The sequence below is a fragment of the Rhizobium sp. M1 genome (genome assembly GCF_002531805.1).
In the GTDB taxonomy this organism is placed as follows: Bacteria; Pseudomonadota; Alphaproteobacteria; order Rhizobiales; family Rhizobiaceae; genus Rhizobium; species Rhizobium etli_C.
On record NZ_NWSW01000008.1, the window covers coordinates 145,905 to 163,630 of the forward strand.

A 17,726-nucleotide genomic window follows, 5' to 3' on the forward strand; every position below is an offset into this window, starting at 1 on the left:
TCTATGCGGATTTCCGTTTTTCGATATGAGCCTGAACCGTGGCGCCGAGATTTGTCTCATGGCAGTTCCGGTAGAACACCAAAGTATCTGAAGGCATGTCGTCCGGAATGGCAACGAAGTCTTCGAGCCTGAACCCGCTTGCACTGCCGAGTTGAGTGTCCGCGAGCCGGCTCTCGCTCAAGGATCCGACACGATCGGCCAGGGTCTCGAAATAGGCGAGGTTCTCATCGACCGTCGAAGGGGAGGACGTCCTGCCGTGCGCAGGGATGACCAGCCTCGCATCAAGGTCGCGGATACGCTCGAGCGAGGAGCGGATCAGGCGAAGATCATCTGCACTTCTGCTCCAGACCTCGGGAATGGGATATTCCACCGCGTCGACGGCGAGGCAGATGCGCAATTCGGGAATCCAGACGGCGAGATGATCGGGCGTGTGTCCCGGCGTGTGAATGAGTTCCAGCGTCAGATCGCCGCCATTCAGAACCATCGAGCCGGAGAAAGTGATGTCGGGACCGATGAGCTGCACATCGCGAAACCGCGATTCCTCGCCGGCCCTGTCCGTCAGGATCTGCTGTGTCGCGGGATCGCGCAGACGGTCGAGTGCTGCGGCATGCGCAATAATCGGAGCACGCCCTGCAATGGCGGCGTTTCCCCAGAAGTGATCCCAATCCATATGCGAATTGACGACGATCAGCGGGCGGGCCTCGGCTTTTTCCTCAAGCAGATCCAGCGCCGTCCGGCAAAGCTCAGGGGTACCGAGCGTATCGATCAGGACGTTGAACCTCTCGGTTCTGACAAACACGGCATCCACCTCGTCTCCTGCCCTGACGATCACGATCCGCTCGTCGAGTCCGGGATAGGAGCACAATTCTATCGATGGGTTCACGTCCGGTGGCCTTTGTATAATCGCGAGAATTTCATCAATATCTCAAATGTTAGCCTGCTTCCTCTACGGGCGGGCAGGTTTCCGCTCCACCGGTACATGCACATCCCACCGCTTCATCACGCCGTTCGGCACGGCGGCTGAGCATATCACCGTCACACTGGCTTTCGAGCGGCCGAGGCTTTTCGGCATCCATTGAGCCAGAAGCGGCACCGCGCAGCGAGGAACCAGCACCTTCGCGTTGGGTTCCAGCACGTCCCACTGCTCAAGTCTTTTGGCGTTCTCCTGCGCGATAAAGCGTCTGGCCTCCTCACGGATTTCGAACAGGCCGTGCTTGTCTGGTGTCGAGCGATCGGTCTCGATGCTCCAGGAGGCGAGGCATGCGGCGCAAGCCGACAGTGCGATCGTGAGGAGTATGGATCGAAGCATTGATGCGCTCTCAACCGCCCGATAGGTTCCGGATTTGAAACAGTCAGGGAATCTTTTAGCGCATGGCGGCAATATCTCTACCGGCAAATCGTGAGGCCCTTTTTCTCTCCTTGTACGAAACCGATCTGCCTGATGGCGTCATATTCCGTCTCGCCGCGCAGGCGCGACCCGCCATTCTCCTGGCCACGGCCGAGAGCGACGAGGATGCGATTTCGCTCGGAGCATCCAAGATCGGCGGTCGGCCCGATCTGCCGCGCGGGAGCGCGTGGCCGACAAGACCGCCTTATCCGGATGCAGGTCAGAGAGCCGAGGGACATCGCAAGGAAGCCGACCGTCTTCTCGCGGATTCCAGAAAGCCGCGCTCCTGGATGACGCCGGAACAGGGCGACCGCTTCAGCCGCGAATACAAGGCGAGGGCCGATTCCATCGAAGCGGAATTCCCGCTGGCCTTCTTTGCTCAGGTCGATCTTTTCGAACTCAGCAAGGAAGAAGGGTTCGACCCGGCCTTTCCCAGCGAAGGCCGCCTGCTGGTATTTTATGATTTCTGGGAGCAGCCGGAAGATTTCACCCCCGAGGCTTCGGTGGGGTGGCAGGTAATATGGGACAAGACGCCCCATGCCGAACTCGTCCGGGTGCCATTCCCCGCGGCGCTGTCTTCGATTTCTTGCGATGAATGGACATGCATTTTTCGAGCCGCGCGCATATCGGCCCGAACCGTTCTGACGCCGATCCCGCCCAACGATAAATCGTGGGATGCCTTTCCGCTCGATGACGACGAGGCGCTCGAAGCCTATCAGGAATGGCTGGAGCAGTTCGGCACGCCCGATGCGATCGATCGCGACAATCATCAACTCGGCGGCTTCCCACAGACGCTGCAGAACGGCCTCCAGGCCTGCAGTCAGCTGGCCGCCAATGGTGTGAACTGTGGCAGGGGGGAGGCCTGGGAAACGGATGCCGCAAAGGAGCTGTTGAAATCCGCCGGCGATTGGCAGCTTGTCCTGCAGATCGGCGTCGACCGCCATGCGGGCATCCCGCAACCGGGCGCCTATTACGTGATCATGCGCAAGGAAGATATCGCCGCGCGCCGGTTCGATAGGGCGCGCGTAACCTACCAATGTGATTGAGCGGAACCTGGAATCCGATGCCGGCCGCGACGCCCATACAGCCGTGAATTGACGTGTTGAGTGGAACAACCTCCGCCAAAGGAAGTTTGCCTCAAAAGCAAACGCGAGGCGGCGGCCGATGTTACTCTCTGTGAAACAGGGTGCACTCAGCACCCCACCCCGGATTTATTATGTCAATCCGCTGCTCCTCCAAGGGGCCGATGCATGGCGCGAGGTTTTCGACCATGCGGCGGATATCGGTTTCGACCATGTGCTGACGGCGCCCCTTTTTAACAGGGGCGGGGAATGCAGCGTCTTTTCCTCTCAAGACTTTGATCGCCTCGATCCTGAACTGCAGCTCGAAAGCGCGGTTGCGGATGGAGTGTCGCGGCTGGCGGAGGTCGCCGGCAAGAGCGGCGTCGGCTTGATGATGGACCTGATGCTCGACGGGAAAGCGCGGGACCCGCAAGCGAGCTACCGCCCCGTCGACCCCCGGCGCTCGCCGCTCGACCCGCCGGAGCCGATGACCACGGCGGGGGCGGAGCAGCAGTCGCAGCTGCTGGTGGAATGGACCGAGCGGCTGCAGCGCCTGTCCGACGCCGGCCTCTCCGGGTATAGGGTGCTCGGGATCGATCGGGCGGCACCGGCCTTTTTCAAATCGCTGATTGCGGGCGTGCGAGAGAAGGCCGAGGTGCAATTCTTCGCCTGGACGCCCGGCACCGATTTTGCGGTGAGAAGCGCCATCGCCGATGCGGGTTTCGCGGGATGTTTTTCATCGATGGCCTGGTGGGATCTCGACGAGAGATGGTTCGTCGATGAGCATCGTATCCAGGAGCCGCTCGGCTGGCAGATCGCCTTTCCCGAGCCGCCTTTCGCCAAGCGTATCGCGCATGGGACCGAGAGCCGCGAAATCCTCGAGCGGCGCGCCATCAGAGCGCTGCGGCTTGCCGCTTCGCTCGGCGGCGGCCTCATGGTTCCCATGGGTTTCGAATATGGTGCGGCGACGCCGCTTGATCCGACGCATGGTGATGGCTCGGGCTTGCGCAAGCTGCGTCATGATCTCGCCTTCGACATCTCATCCGAGATCCGTCTTGCCAACAGCGAGATCGGCAAGGCCGGCAAGGCGCGGGCTCCGTCGCTTCGCTTGATCCGCAATGCCAGCGGGCCGGTTTCGGTGCTTGTCCAATCCGAGGCGCAGGATCTTCGCAGCGCGTCCGATGTGCGCTTCATCCTGCTCAACCGGGACCTCAGGCGAAGCGCGCCTGCGCCGGTGACGGCGCTTCGCGAGGCCGCCTCCGGTTTTCTACCCGTCGCCGCCGATGGCGCGGCCCTGCGTCTGCGGGCAGGCGAGACCCGGGTGATTGAAGGCAAGGCGCCGGAGCCGATCACATCCAGGCCCGCCCTCGAGGTCGAGCAGGCGACGGCGTCGGCGCGGCTTGCCATCGAAAACATCATGCCGCGGGTTGATGACGGACGCTTTCCCGTCAAACGCGTGGTCGGCGACACCGTCACCGTCGAGGCGGATATATTCGCCGATGGTCACGACCCGCTCGCAGCCGTCCTGCTCTGGCGGCCGCATGAGGCCATGGCGGAGTGGAACGAGACGCCGATGCAACTGGTCGAGAACGACCGCTGGCGGGCCGAATTCCTGCTGGAGCGCATGGGGCGTTACGAATTCGCCGTCGAGGCGTGGAAGAACCCGTTCGCGATCTTCCGTTACGAGCTGACCAAGAAGAACGATGCGAGACTGGACCTGAAGCTGGAGCTCCAGGAGGGATTGAACCTCGTTCGCGCCGCGAAGGCGCAAGCGCTGGCAGCGCTCGGCGCCGGATTGCAGGCTCTGATCGACAATCTCGAAAAGGCTTCCGATCCCGAGCGCACGGCGATCCTGCTCGCCCCCGAGACATCCGAGCTGATGAACCGGGCTGACAGGCGGCCATTCCGGCTTCGCTCGACGACGAGCGCTGTCGATGCCGAACGCAAGGAGGCGGCCTTCGCCAGCTGGTATCAGATCTTCCCGCGTTCGCAGAGCGGCGATCCGAACCGGCACGGCACCTTCGACGACGTCATTCCGAGACTGGCCGATATTCGCGGCATGGGCTTCGACGTGCTCTACTTCCCGCCCATTCACCCGATCGGCTCGACCAACCGCAAGGGGCGCAACAACAGCCTGAAGGCCGCACCCGGCGATCCCGGCAGCCCCTATGCCATCGGCTCGGAAGATGGCGGGCACGACGCCATCCATCCCGAGCTCGGCGATTTCGAGGATTTCGGCCGGCTGGTCGAGGAGGCGGGCCGGCATGGGCTGGAGATTGCGCTGGACCTCGCCATCCAGGCCTCGCCGGATCATCCCTGGCTGACGGAGCATCCCGGCTGGTTCGACTGGCGCCCCGACGGCACGATCAAATATGCCGAGAACCCGCCGAAGAAATACGAAGATATCGTCAATGTCGATTTCTACACGAAGGACGCCTTGCCTTCCCTATGGGTGGAGCTGAGGGATATCGTCCAGCTCTGGGTCGACCAAGGCGTCAAGCTGTTTCGGGTCGACAATCCGCACACCAAGCCTTTTCCGTTCTGGGAATGGCTGATCGGCGATATCAGGGCGCGCCATCCCGATGTCGTCTTCCTGTCGGAAGCCTTCACCAAACCGAAGGTGATGTACCGGTTGGCGAAGATCGGCTTCTCCCAGTCCTACACCTACTTCACTTGGCGCAACGCCAAGTGGGAGCTCGAGCAATATATGCGCGAGCTGACCGAGACGGCGCCGAAGGAATTCTTCCGCCCGCACTTCTTCGTCAACACCCACGACATCAACCCGGATTTTCTGCAGAACGCGCCGCGCCCGGCCTTCCTGATCCGCGCCGCACTCGCCGCCACCCTGTCGGGATTGTGGGGTGTCTATAACGGTTTCGAACTGTGCGAGGGGCGCCCCGACGCCAAGCGCAAGGAATATGCCGACAGCGAGAAATACGAAATCCGAGCCTGGGACTACGACCGGCCGGGCAACATCATTGCCGAAATCAGGATGCTCAACCGCATCCGGAACGAAAACATCGCGCTGCATTCGCATCTCGGGCTGACGCTGCTCCCCGCCTGGAATGACAACATCCTGTTCTTCGAGAAGGCGAGCCGTGCGCGCGACAATGTATTGCTGATCGCGATCAACCTCGACCCCCATAATTTCCAGCAAAGCGACGTCGAGCTGCCGCTCTGGAAGTGGTCGCTCGGGGACGGCGGCGCGCTCGACGTCGAGGATCTGGTCGGCGGGCATCGTTTCAGGTGGAACGGCAAACGGCAGACTATCAGTCTCAATCCTCACATTCTGCCCTTTGCGATCTGGCGCGTTCGCGCCGCGGAGGCATGAATGGACACGATGAACACCGGTAACACCGAGCCGCTGCTCTGGTACAAGGATGCGATCATCTACCAGCTGCACATCAAGTCGTTCTATGACGCCAATGGCGATGGCGTCGGCGATTTTGCCGGTCTGCACGCCAAGCTCGATCATATCGCGGCGCTCGGCGTCAACGCCATCTGGCTCCTGCCCTTCTTTCCTTCGCCGCGCCGCGACGACGGCTATGACATCGCCGACTACGGCAATGTCAGCTCCGACTACGGGACGCTGGAGGATTTCAGGGCCTTCGTCGATGCCGCCCACCAGCGCAACATCCGCGTCATCATCGAGCTCGTCATCAACCACACCTCCGACCAGCATCCCTGGTTCCAGCGCGCCCGCCAGGCGCCGGCAGGTTCACCCGAGCGCGATTTCTATGTCTGGTCGGATAACGATCAGAAATTCCCGGAAACGCGCATCATCTTCCTCGACACGGAAAAATCGAACTGGACATGGGATGCGGTGGCCGGCGCCTATTACTGGCACCGCTTCTATTCCCACCAGCCGGACCTCAACTTCGACAGCCCGCTTGTCATGGAGGAACTGCTGAAGGTGATGCGCTTCTGGCTGGAGACCGGCATTGACGGTTTTCGTCTTGACGCGATCCCCTATCTCGTCGAGCGCGAGGCGACGATCAACGAAAACCTGCCGGAAACCCATGGGATCCTCAAGCGCATCCGCGCCGCCCTCGATGCCACTCATCCCGGCGTGATGCTGCTGGCCGAAGCCAACCAGTGGCCGGAGGATACGCGCGAATATTTCGGCGACGGCGACGAATGCCACATGGCCTTCCACTTCCCGCTAATGCCGCGCATGTACATGGCGATCGCCAAGGAGGATCGGTTCCCGATCACCGATATCCTGCGCCAGACGCCGGAGATTCCCGAGAATTGCCAGTGGGCGATCTTCCTGCGCAACCACGACGAGCTGACGCTCGAAATGGTGACCGATGCCGAGCGCGACTATCTCTGGGAGACCTATGCCTCCGACAAGCGCGCCCGCATCAATCTCGGCATCAGGCGGCGCCTGGCGCCGCTGATGGAGCGCGACCGCCGCCGCATCGAGCTGATGAACGCGCTTCTTCTGTCGATGCCGGGAACGCCTGTGATCTACTACGGCGACGAGATCGGCATGGGCGACAATATCTATCTCGGCGACCGGGACGGGGTGCGCACACCGATGCAATGGTCGCCGGATCGCAATGGCGGCTTCTCGCGCACGGATCCGGCGCGCCTCGTGCTGCCGCTGATCGCCGATCCGCTCTACGGTTTCGAGGCGGTCAATGTCGAGGCGCAGAGCACGGATGCGCATTCGCTGCTCAACTGGACGCGCAAGATGCTGGCGCTGCGCGGCCGGCATCCGGCCTTCGGGCGCGGCTCGCTGCGTTTCCTCTCGCCCGAGAACCGCAAGATCCTCGCCTATCTCAGGGAGTATGACGGCGAGACGCTGATGTGCGTCGCCAATCTCTCGCGGCTGCCCCAGGCGGTCGAGCTCGACCTCTCGGCCTTCGAGGGCCGCGTGCCGATCGAACTGACCGGCATGTCGCCATTTCCGCCGATCGGCCAATTGACCTATCTCCTGACATTGCCGCCCTATGGCTTCTTCTGGTTCCAGCTGGAGGCCGATGCCGATCCGCCGGCCTGGCGCACGGCGCCACCCGAACAGCTGCCCGATCTCGTGACGATGGTCATCCGCCGCGGCCTGCTCGATCTCGTCGACGAGCCCGCGCATGCGCGCGTGCTGACCAACGAAATCCTTCCCGCCTATCTCACCAGGCGGCGCTGGTTCGGGGCGAAGGACCAGCCGCTGCAGGCGGCGAGGCTGATCTCGGCGACGCCGATCCCCTTTGCCGATGGCGTCGTTCTCGGCGAATTGGAGGTGGTGCTGCCTGACCATACCGAATCCTATCAGCTGCCTTTGACGGTCGCCTGGGATGATGCCCAGCCCTCGGCGCTAACCCAGCAGCTTGCGCTCGGGCGGGTTCGCCAGGGCAGGCGGGTCGGTTTCCTGACGGATGGATTTGCCGTGGAGCCGATGGCGCGCGGCATCCTGCGCGGACTTGCCGACCGCTCGCGCATCACCGGGCGCACCGGCACGCTGGAATTTCTCGGCACCGAGCGGCTCGACCGGCTTGATGTCAGCGACGACATGCCGGTGCACTGGCTGTCGGCCGAGCAATCCAACAGTTCGCTGATCGTCGGCGATGTCGCTATGATCAAGCTGATCCGGCACATCTTCCCCGGCATCCACCCCGAGGTGGAGATGACGCGGTTTCTGACGCGCGCCGGCTACGACCACACCGCGCCGCTGCTCGGCGAAGTCGCGCATACCGATTCCAGCGGGCGCCGCTCTACCCTGATCATCGTCCAGGGCGCGATCCGCAATCAGGGCGACGCCTGGAACTGGATGCTGAACAATCTGCGCCGCGGCGCCGATGAGCTGGTGCTGGCCGATCCGGCAGTCGAGCCCGGCGACGACGTCTTCCGGTCGCTGATCAGCTTCGTCGCGATGGTCGGCATGAGATTGGGCGAATTGCATGTGGTGCTCGCCGGAGAAAATGCGGATGAGGCCTTCAGCCCGATCGTCGCAGGCGATGGTGAAGTCGAGGCGATCAAAAAGGCAGTTGCCGGCGAGGTCGCCTATGCGCTGTCGAAGCTCGCCGAACGCGCGGTGGGAGCCGATCCGGCGATCGACCTGCTCGCGGCCCCGCTTCTTGAGCGCCGCTCCGAACTGGTCGAGCTTGCCGCGACGCTGGCGGACAGTGCCCGCCATGCGCTGATGACGCGCACCCATGGCGACTTCCATCTCGGCCAGATCCTGGTCAGCGAGGGCGATGCCGTCATCATCGACTTCGAGGGCGAGCCGGCGAAAAATCTGGCCGAGCGCCGCGCCAAGACGGTTCCCTTGCGCGACGTCGCCGGCCTTCTCAGGTCGCTGAGCTATCTCGTCGCCACCGCCCAGCTCGATAATGACGCTGTCACCGAACACGAAAACGAGGTTCGCCGCAACGCCATCGCCCGTTTCGGACGCAACGCCGAGGCGGCCTTTATCGACGCCTATTGGCAGGCGGTGTCGGCGTCGAAGGCGCTTGCCATGCCGCCCGATCAACGACGGAGGCTTCTTGATGCCTTTCTTCTCGAAAAGGCCGCCTACGAGATTGCCTATGAGGCCCGCAACAGGCCGAAATGGCTGCCGATCCCACTCGCCGGCCTTACCGAAATCGTATCGCGCTTAGCGGGGGTCAATGCATGAATATCGAACGTTCGGAACTTCTCTCAGGCATCGGACACGATGCGCTTTGGGCCTTGATCGAGGGGCGCCATGGCGATCCATTCTCGATCCTCGGACCGCACGAGAGTGGCGGGATGACGATCGTGCGCGTCTATCTGCCAGGCGCCGAAGCGATCGATCTCATCGAGGCGGCGAGCGGCAGGGTGGTAACGCCTTTCAGCATCGCTCACCCCTCCGGCCTGTTCGCAGCGACGACGGGTTCGAGAATGGGATACCGGTTGCGGATCCAGTGGCCGGATGGAGAGCAGGTTACGGAGGATCCTTACAGCTTCGGTCTTCTGCTCGGTGAGCTCGACCTTCACCTGATATCCGAGGGGACCCATTACAGCCTGAGCCGGACGCTCGGCGCCGTGGCGATGTCGATTGACGACATACCGGGCGTTCGTTTCGCCGTCTGGGCGCCGAATGCGCGGCGTGTCTCGGTCGTCGGCGACTTCAACGCTTGGGACGGCCGCCGCAATCCGATGCGACTCAGGCAATCGGCGGGCGTATGGGAGCTGTTCGTCCCACGTCTCGCCCCCGGTGAAAGATACAAGTTCGAGATCATCGACGCGCAGGGAACCTGCCTGCCGCAAAAGGCTGATCCCGTCGCGCGGGCAAGCGAGGCCGCCCCGTCCACCGCCTCCATCGTTGCATCGTCGACGCCGTTTCGATGGACCGATGACGGTTGGATGAAAGGCCGCGACCGGCAGGCCAGGCTCGAAGGCGCGATCTCCGTATACGAGGTGCACGCCGGCTCCTGGCTTCGCGACCGGCAGGACAGCAACAGCTATCTCGATTGGGCCGAGCTCAGCCAGCGGCTTGTTCCCTATGTCCGCGACATGGGATTTACCCATATCGAATTGCTGCCGATCATGGAGCATCCCTTCGGCGGCTCCTGGGGATACCAGCCGCTCGGGCTGTTTGCCCCGACCGGCCGATACGGAACGCCGGAAGATTTCGCCTATTTTGTCGACCGATGTCATGGCGCCGGTATCGGTGTCATCCTCGATTGGGTGCCGGCTCACTTTCCCACCGACGTCTGGGGCCTTGCCCGCTTCGACGGCAGTGCGCTCTACGAGCACGAGGACCCGCGCGAAGGTTTTCATCGCGACTGGAATACGATGATCTACAATCTCGGCCGCAACGAGGTGAAGGGCTTCCTGATCGCCAGCGCGCTGGAATGGCTCGAGCGCTACCACGTCGACGGCTTGCGCGTCGACGCCGTCGCCTCGATGCTCTACCGCGATTACAGCCGCAACGAGGGGGAGTGGATCCCAAATCAATATGGCGGGCGCGAGAATCTGGAGGCGGTGGAGTTCTTCAAGCACCTCAACAGCATCGTTCACGAGCGTTGCCCGCATGCCATGACCATCGCCGAGGAATCGACGGCCTGGCCGGGTGTGACCAAGCCGCCGGAGGAGGGCGGGCTCGGCTTCGATATCAAATGGAACATGGGCTGGATGCACGACAGCCTGAGTTATATCGAAAAGGACCCCGTCTACCGGAGCTATCACCACGGCACGATGACCTTCGGCATGATCTATGCCTATTCCGAGCGTTTCATCCTGCCGATTTCCCATGATGAGGTGGTCTACGGGAAAGGCTCGCTGCTGACGAAGATGCCGGGCGACGACTGGCAAAAATTCGCCAATCTGCGCAGCTATCTCGCCTTCATGTGGGGCCATCCCGGCAAGAAGCTGCTGTTCATGGGAAGCGAAGTCGCCCAGCCGGGCGAATGGAACCACGATGCTTCGGTGAGCTGGGATGTGCTGGACCGGCCGGCTCATGTCGGCATCCAGCGTCTGGTGAAGGATCTGAACAGCCTCTACGGCGAAGAGCCGGCACTGCAGTTCGGCGATTTTCACCCCGAGGGCTTCGAATGGGCGGCGGCCGACGATGCCGTCAATTCCGTTCTCGGCATGCTGCGTTATGCTCCTGACCGCTCTTCATCCGTCCTCGTCGTCTCGAACTTCACGCCGGTGCCGCGTTACGGCTACAGGATCGGCGTGCCGCACGATGGCGTGTGGATCGAGCGCATAACGACGGATGCGCGCGAATATGGCGGCTCCGGGCTCGTCAATGGTGCAGTCTCGAGCGAACCCATCCCCGCCCACGGCAGGCCCGTCTCCGTCTCGCTGACGCTGCCGCCGCTGGCGACGGTCTTCCTTAAGGGACCGTCGCCATGACAGGCTTCATTCGGCGTGTGGTGCCGGATGAATGAAGGGCCAGGGGCTCGCCTCGGATCCTTTTTCGATCGGAACCTCGATGAGCACGGGTTCATTGAGCGAGAGGGCCTTATGCAATACCTCTCTCAATTCGCCGGGACTGGTCGCCTTAAAGGATTTGACGCCGAAGCTCTCGCCAAGAGCGACGAAATCCGGATTGGTGAGTTCCGAGCCGAGATAGCGGCCTTTGTAGGCCTGCTTCTGGTCGCGCAACACATTGCCATAGGCCGAATTGTTGAAGACGATGGCGATGACGGCGATCTTGTGCTGGACGGCTGTGGCAAGTTCCTGAACGCCGAACATGAAGCCGCCGTCACCGGAAACGGAGATAACGGCTTTATCGGGGTTGGCGACCTTTACGCCGAGCGCGGTGTTGAAGCCGAAACCGAGATTGTCCTGATAGCCGCATGTCACATATTGGCGCGGGCCGTAGACCGGGAAGGCAAATCGGGCGGTGAAGCCCATCTGGCTGATTTCCTCGACGAAGAAGCCGTCTCGCGGCAGAGCCTCGCGAATGGCATCGAGATAGGCGAGCTGCGGCTGCACCGCCGAAAAACGAGATCTCGCCTCTTCATTCAGTTCGGCGAATTCGCGCGTGCGATCCTCGCGGCTGGCACCTGCCAACGCAGCGGTCAGTGCCTGCGTTCCATCGCTCGCATCAGCGACGATGCCGACATCGGGCTTGAGGCGGACCATCTCGGTCGGATCGATATCGATGCGGATGATCTTGAGGCCTTTGGGCAGCCACTTCCACCGCATGAATTGCAATTCGAGCCGGCTGCCGATCCCGATCAGCACGTCGACCTTCTTCCAGTATTCGTAGGCGGCGACGAAATTCAGATAGTTCGGATGGTCGTCGGCGACGATGCCCTTGCCGGAGCGGTGGGAGGTGACCGGCGCCTGCAAGAGCTCCGCAAGTGCTGCGATGTCAGCGCCGGCATCCGCGGCGCCGCCGCCGACCATGATCATCGGATTCCGAGCGCCTGAAATCAGCGCCGCCGCGGCGGCGATCTGATCGGGATTGACGGCCGGATGAGCGGCTCTCGTGCCAAGGGGGAGATCGGTTTCCGGGCCGGATTGTCCGAATACATCCCACGGTGCTTCGACTGCTCCCGGGCCTTGGCGTCCGGAGAGCATTTTGCCGATGATCTCTGATATGACCGGACCGGCCTCGGACTGGTGGTTGATGCGCTCCGCCGTCTTTGTGATCCCGCGCATGGTCGCAAGCTGGTCCGGCAGTTCGTGGAGCTGTCCTCTGCCTTGCCCGATCAGGTGGGACATGATGTTGCCGGTGATGCAGAGCACCGGCGCATTGGCGCCATAAGCGGTGCAGAGAGCCGCGCCGGAATTGAGCACGCCCGGGCCGGGGACAACGGTATAGGCACCAATCCGGCCGGTAGACTTGGCATAGCCGTAGGCCATATAGCCGGCACCCTGTTCATGCCTGGTATGGATGAAGCGAAGCTTGTCACCGGCGCCGTAAAGCGCGTCATTGAAGTCATACATGTGGGCGCCCGGAATGCCGAAGACCGTATCGATTCCGTGGGCCACAAGCGAACGAGCGATCGCCTGGCCGGTCGTTTCTTTCCTGCTCATTTGCAAATCCAATGATTTGAGTTCGGTTATGTCACTATTGCTTCAAGCAACCTTCGGCTCGAAGTGCGGCGACGATGGCGCCGGCGTCGGCCGGCTGCATGCCCGCGAGATTCATCCGCCCGGAATCGGCCATGTAGATGCCGTGTCTAGCTCGCAGCGCCGCCGCGATATCCTTTGACATGGCGAGATTGGAGAACAGGCCGCGCTGGCTGCTGATGAAGGCGAGATCGGGTGCTGCGGCGGAGAGCGCGGCGCGATTGCCGTTGATACGCTCGCACATTTCTTCGAGCTCGGTACGCCACATTGCCGACATTTCGGCGCTTTCGAGAATGGTTCGGACGATTGCCGCGCCATGATCCGGCGGCATGGACCAGTTGACGCGGGCGAGCGCGGCCATGTTGCTTTCGGCTTTCCCGATGTCGCCGGCATTGCGGGTCATGACATAGAGCGCGCCGACGCGCTCGCGATAGAGGCCGAAATTCTTGTCGCAGGAATAGGCGATCAGCGCCTCGTCGACGGCATCGAGGATCATGCGTGTCGGCGCTGCATCCTGATCGAGACCGTCGCCGAGCCCCTGATAGGCAAGATCGATGAAGGGCACGAGCTTGTGGACGACGAGCAGTTCGGCAATTCGGCGCCACTCTTCCATGGTGAAATCGATGCCGGTCGGATTGTGGCAGCAGCCGTGAAGAAGCACGACATCGCCTGCGTTGGCGGAAGACAGGGCCTCGACCACGCTGTCGAACTTCACCTGCTGCGAGGTGAGATCGACGAAGGAATATTCCCTTACGGCCAGCCGCGCCGAACCGAAAATCGGCGCATGGTTGGGCCAGCTCGGCGTGCCCAGCAGAACCTTTGCCGATGGATTTGCCGTCTGGATGAGTTCCGCGCCGAGACGCAGCGCGCCGCTGCCGCCCGGCGTCTGGATACCGACAAGACGCTCACCGAAGGCCGGCGATTGCCCGAAAATGATCGGCTGCAGCAGACGGACAAAGTGCAGATCGCCTTCCGGGCCGAGATATTTCTTGCTGTCCTGCGTCTCCAGAAGAAACTGCTCCGCCGCCTTCACGGCCCGCATGACCGGAGTGCGGCCCATGGCGTCGCGATAGACGCCGACGCCGAGGTCGATCTTTCCGGTTCGTTCGTCGGCCTGGAAGGCCTTGATGAGGGCAAGCAGGCTGTCGGCCGGCCGGCTATTCAGTTCTTCAAACACAGGTCCACCTCCATTTATCCTTTCTGGAGATTAACTGAAGTTTCGCGGCGAATTTCTGCGATTGTCTGCCTGTTTCAATGTATATATGCAGACATTCTGCGTCAGATGTCTATACTATGCCGAAATTCCCCTCATCTCGGGTGATCCATGCTTGACCAGTTCGATATCAAATTGCTCGCCGCACTTCAGCAGAACAGCGAGATGACTCAGGGCGAGCTGTCGCAGAAGGTCAATCTCTCCGCCACCCAATGCGCGCGCCGTTTGGAACGGCTGCGCAAGGAGCAATATATCCAGAGCGTCGTCGCCATCCTCAATCCCGCGAAACTGGGTTTCAGCGTCGTCGCCCATACGCTCGTCAGTCTGCGCGCGCATACGGAAGGCGGAAACGAGCGGCTCCATCGCTTCATCGAAACCGCGCCGGAAATCCTGGAATGTTATTCGCAGACGGGTGACGCGGATTTTCTGATGAAGGTCATGACGCGCGACCTCGACCATCTCAGCCAGTTTCTCGAACGAATGATCCGGGTCACCGACAATCTGGCCTCGGTCAAATCGAGCATCGTCCTGAAGACGATCAAGAAGACCACCGCTCTGCCGTTGCAGATCGTGACGTGAGGGCGTCACGCAGCCGCTCTCACTTGAGATAGTGGATGTGCGGGCGGGAGTGATAGGGCGATGCTTCGACGCGCGCCTCGATCGAGAAGACCTCGCGCAGGAGCTTTTCGCTCAGCACATCCTCCGGTGCGCCGGAGGCAACGATCGTGCCCTGCTGCATGATAACAAGCTCATCGCAGAACATGGCGGCATGGTTGAGATCATGCAGGGCGACGATGCTGGTGATCGGCAGGCCGGAGACGAGCCGCATCAGGCCGATCTGGTGCTGGATATCGAGATGGTTTGTCGGCTCGTCGAGGATCAGCTCCTGCGGCGACTGGGCGAGCGCCCTGGCGATATGGGTGCGCTGCTTTTCGCCGCCCGACAGGCTCTGCCAGCGGTCGTTGCGTTTCCCCGTCATGCCGGCGCGGGCGAGTGCCGCTTCGACCGCCTCTTCGTCGGTCTTGGTCCAGCCGGAAAACATGGAGCGGTGCGGGAAGCGGCCGAGTTTGACGACATCGACGACCTTCAGATTGGCATTGGTCGTGGCATGCTGCTCGACGAAGGCGATGCGCCGGGCGATCGAGCGGCGGCTGATCTTGCCGATATCTTTGCGATCGAGCGTGACACGGCCGGAATGCGGCCGCTTCAGGCCGGCGAGAAGCCGCAGCAGCGAGGTCTTGCCGGAGCCGTTCGGCCCGAGCAGTCCGAGCATCCGGCCGGGCTGAGCCTCCATGGAAACGCCGTCCAGAATGGTCTTCCTGCCAATTTTCCAGGTGAGGTTGTCGGCCTTGATGCTCATGACGCGCGCTGAAACCGATAGAGGATGATCGAGAAGAAGGGAACGCCGACCAAGGCGGTGACGACGCCGATCGGCAGGATCTGGCCGGGAATGAGGGCGCGCGCGGCGATATCGGCGAACACCATGAAGATCCCCCCTGCAATGGCGCAGGCCGGCAGGAGGCGGATATGAAGCGGCCCGACGACGAAGCGGGCGACATGCGGCACGACAAGCCCGACGAAGCCGATCGAGCCGACCATGCTGACGATCGTTGCCGTCATCATTGCGGTCAGCGCGAAGAGCACCATACGCGCGCGGCCGACATTAACGCCGAGCGAGGAGGCCGCCTCGTCGCCGAAAGCGAAGGCATCGAGCACGCGGGCGTAGAGCAGGCAGGCGGCGAGACCGATGCCGACGACGATCGAGACCAGCGCGAATTCCGGCCAGCGCACGCCGCCGAAACTGCCGAGCAGCCAGAACATGACGTCGCGGGCCTGCTGCGCATTGGCCGAAGTGGTGACGATATAGGAGGTCGATGCGTTGAAGAGCTGCGATGCGGCGACACCGGCAAGGATGGTGCGGTCCGCGCCGCCGCGTGTGCCGTTCGAAAGCAGCGCCACGAAGAAGAAGGCTGCAAAGGCGCCGGCAAAGGCGCCTGCCGACAGCGACACCGCGCCGGCACCGAGCCCCAGGATGACGATTGCGACGGCGCCGGTGGAGGCCCCGGCGGAGATGCCGAGCACATAGGGTTCGGCAAGCGGGTTGCGCAGCAGCGACTGCATGATGGCGCCCGACAGCGCCAGCCCCGCGCCGCAGAAGGCGGCGACGAGTGCCCGGCTCAGGCGATAGTCCCAGATGACAGTCTCGTGGATGCGATTGAGCTCGACCGCGGTCCAGCCGAGCCGGTTGGTGACGGCGGAAAATGTGGTCGCGAGCGGAATCGGCAGATCGCCGATTCCGACGCTGACGCCGATGGCGACAGCGATGAGGCAGAGGGAAGCCAGAAGCAGTGCGGTGACCGCTCCCAGCTGCCGGAAGAGACGTCCCGCCTCGGTCACTTCAGCAGACCGAGGGCCTTCAGCTGTTCGGCCACCTGTTCGGCGCCGTAGATCGTGCGGATGGTCGGGTTCATCGCCTGGCCGTCCATGACGACCAGCGCCTTGTTCTTGACGGCAGGGATCTGGCTGACGGCAGGATCGGTGTTCAGGAACTTGATCTTGGCCTCAGGCTTGTCGAGCTCCCAGCGGTTGCGATCGAGGCTGGCGACGACAATGACATCGGGATTGGCGGCGATGATGCCTTCCCAGCCGATGGTCGGCCATTCCGCTGCCGCGTCGATCGCGTTGCGTCCGCCGAGCAGGTCAGCGATGAAGCCGGAGGCGCTGTTCTTGCCGCCGACATAGGCATCGGCCGACGGGCTGGGGCTGGAGAACCAGAAGACGTAGGAGAGTTTCTGGCCGTCCTTGGCAACGCTTCCGCGCAGCTTGGCTTCACGCGCCTTGAAATCGGCGATCAGCGCCTGACCGCGGTCGGCGACGTCGAAGATCTGCGAGAGCTCGTCGATCTCCTTGTAGAGAAGGTCCATGTTCCACAGCTCGCCGCGGCTGCCGTACTGGTCCTTGACATCCTTGGTGCTGAGGCAGGTGCTGGGCGAGAGATAGGTGGCGACGCCGACCTTGTCGAAATCCTCGCGCTTGGCGACCTTGCTGTTCGGCCCGACCAGGCTCGGCAGCGCCGCCGCGACGAAATCGGGATTTTCGGCAAGCATCGATTCAAAGGTCGGCATCTCAACGGTCAGAAGCTTGACCTTGGCATTGGCCTCAGCGAGCTGTGGCAGCACCCTGCTCGGCCAGAAGGCGGTGCCGACCATCTTGTCCTGAAGGCCGAGCAGCAGCAGGATTTCCGCGCTGTTCTGGCCGAGGCCGATCGCCCGCTCGGGTGCCTTCTTGAACGTCACCTCTGCGCCGCAGTTTTCCAGCGTCAGCGGATAGGTGGTCGAACCCGCCAGAGACGGCGTTGCGGCAAGGCCGATCAGGGCGGAGAGGCCGCAGGCGGCCAGGAGCGATTTGAGGTTGGTCACGAAGAAATCCCCGGTGCGTGAGTATATGCGGCCGGGGTATAGCCACAGGAACAGCCGGAAAACAAGACCGATTAAATCAACTTATCGCAAAAAGCGACAGCACCGGACATGCGGCGGGCGCAGGCTCCGTTCCGGAGGCAGGCGGTCGCTCATCC

General features: G+C 62.5%; 12 protein-coding genes. 5 read left to right on the plus strand and 7 right to left on the minus strand.

What is annotated here, in order from left to right; genetic code table 11:
• Position 1: 1 nt before the first annotated feature.
• Together CO655_RS09690 and CO655_RS09695 are read right to left on the minus strand one after the other, a co-directional pair.
• Positions 2–883, minus strand: coding sequence for an MBL fold metallo-hydrolase (locus CO655_RS09690; protein WP_097664480.1), 882 nt, complete (start codon positions 881–883; stop codon positions 2–4).
• A 63-nt stretch (positions 884–946) separates the two neighbouring features.
• On the minus strand, positions 947–1,309 hold the full coding sequence (locus CO655_RS09695; RefSeq protein WP_097607754.1) for a hypothetical protein: 363 nt from the start codon (positions 1,307–1,309) through the stop codon (positions 947–949).
• Positions 1,310–1,371: 62 nt separating this feature from the next.
• On the opposite strand from CO655_RS09695, the gene CO655_RS09700 reads away from it, so the two are divergent.
• The 4 genes from CO655_RS09700 (at position 1,372) to glgB (ending at position 11,268) form a co-directional block, all read left to right on the plus strand.
• Positions 1,372–2,433 carry a DUF1963 domain-containing protein gene (locus tag CO655_RS09700; protein WP_097664481.1) on the plus strand — a complete coding sequence of 354 codons (1,062 nt, stop codon included), beginning with the start codon at positions 1,372–1,374 and terminating at the stop codon, positions 2,431–2,433.
• A gap of 118 nt (positions 2,434–2,551) precedes the next feature.
• Positions 2,552–5,779 carry a maltotransferase domain-containing protein gene (locus CO655_RS09705; protein ID WP_097664482.1) on the plus strand — a complete coding sequence of 1,076 codons (3,228 nt, stop codon included), beginning with the start codon at positions 2,552–2,554 and terminating at the stop codon, positions 5,777–5,779.
• The gene (gene treS, locus CO655_RS09710) at positions 5,780–9,061 is read left to right on the plus strand and encodes a maltose alpha-D-glucosyltransferase (RefSeq protein ID WP_097664484.1); all 3,282 of its coding nucleotides are present in this window, start codon (positions 5,780–5,782) and stop codon (positions 9,059–9,061) included.
• The gene (glgB, locus tag CO655_RS09715) at positions 9,058–11,268 is read left to right on the plus strand and encodes a 1,4-alpha-glucan branching protein GlgB (RefSeq protein WP_097664485.1); all 2,211 of its coding nucleotides are present in this window, start codon (positions 9,058–9,060) and stop codon (positions 11,266–11,268) included. Before treS ends, glgB begins: the two co-directional genes overlap by 4 nt.
• Before the next feature lie 6 nt (positions 11,269–11,274).
• Here the strand turns inward: glgB and CO655_RS09720 are convergent, their stop codons facing one another.
• The gene (locus CO655_RS09720) at positions 11,275–12,903 is read right to left on the minus strand and encodes a thiamine pyrophosphate-dependent enzyme (RefSeq protein WP_097664486.1); all 1,629 of its coding nucleotides are present in this window, start codon (positions 12,901–12,903) and stop codon (positions 11,275–11,277) included.
• Between the two features lie 34 nt (positions 12,904–12,937).
• A complete protein-coding gene (locus tag CO655_RS09725; RefSeq protein WP_097664487.1) occupies positions 12,938–14,116 on the minus strand; it encodes an amino acid aminotransferase in 1,179 nt (392 codons plus the stop codon).
• 147 nt (positions 14,117–14,263) lie between these two features.
• On the opposite strand from CO655_RS09725, the gene CO655_RS09730 reads away from it, so the two are divergent.
• Positions 14,264–14,731: an Lrp/AsnC family transcriptional regulator gene (locus CO655_RS09730; protein WP_009995216.1), complete on the plus strand. Its 468-nt coding sequence runs from the start codon at positions 14,264–14,266 to the stop codon at positions 14,729–14,731.
• Between the two features lie 19 nt (positions 14,732–14,750).
• Here CO655_RS09730 and CO655_RS09735 read toward each other — a convergent pair whose 3' ends face one another.
• From CO655_RS09735 to CO655_RS09745, 3 genes are read right to left on the minus strand one after another with little or no spacing between them, the layout of a single operon-like run.
• A complete protein-coding gene (locus CO655_RS09735; protein ID WP_097664488.1) occupies positions 14,751–15,512 on the minus strand; it encodes an ABC transporter ATP-binding protein in 762 nt (253 codons plus the stop codon).
• On the minus strand, positions 15,509–16,549 hold the full coding sequence (locus tag CO655_RS09740) for an iron ABC transporter permease (protein ID WP_097664489.1): 1,041 nt from the start codon (positions 16,547–16,549) through the stop codon (positions 15,509–15,511). Before CO655_RS09740 ends, CO655_RS09735 begins: the two co-directional genes overlap by 4 nt.
• Positions 16,546–17,571, minus strand: a complete 1,026-nt coding sequence (locus tag CO655_RS09745; RefSeq protein WP_010031421.1) for an ABC transporter substrate-binding protein — start codon at positions 17,569–17,571, stop codon at positions 16,546–16,548. Before CO655_RS09745 ends, CO655_RS09740 begins: the two co-directional genes overlap by 4 nt.
• Between the last annotated feature and the right edge of the window lie 155 nt (positions 17,572–17,726).

Coding starts and splice junctions, on each gene's coding strand:
- treS (WP_097664484.1), top strand. CDS start 5,780: ATGGACACGATGAACACCGGTAACACCGAGCCGCTGCTCTGGTACAAG.
- CO655_RS09695 (WP_097607754.1), bottom strand. CDS start 1,309: ATGCTTCGATCCATACTCCTCACGATCGCACTGTCGGCTTGCGCCGCA.
- CO655_RS09720 (WP_097664486.1), bottom strand. CDS start 12,903: ATGAGCAGGAAAGAAACGACCGGCCAGGCGATCGCTCGTTCGCTTGTG.
- CO655_RS09700 (WP_097664481.1), top strand. CDS start 1,372: ATGGCGGCAATATCTCTACCGGCAAATCGTGAGGCCCTTTTTCTCTCC.
- glgB (WP_097664485.1), top strand. CDS start 9,058: ATGAATATCGAACGTTCGGAACTTCTCTCAGGCATCGGACACGATGCG.
- CO655_RS09705 (WP_097664482.1), top strand. CDS start 2,552: ATGTTACTCTCTGTGAAACAGGGTGCACTCAGCACCCCACCCCGGATT.
- CO655_RS09735 (WP_097664488.1), bottom strand. CDS start 15,512: ATGAGCATCAAGGCCGACAACCTCACCTGGAAAATTGGCAGGAAGACC.
- CO655_RS09730 (WP_009995216.1), top strand. CDS start 14,264: ATGCTTGACCAGTTCGATATCAAATTGCTCGCCGCACTTCAGCAGAAC.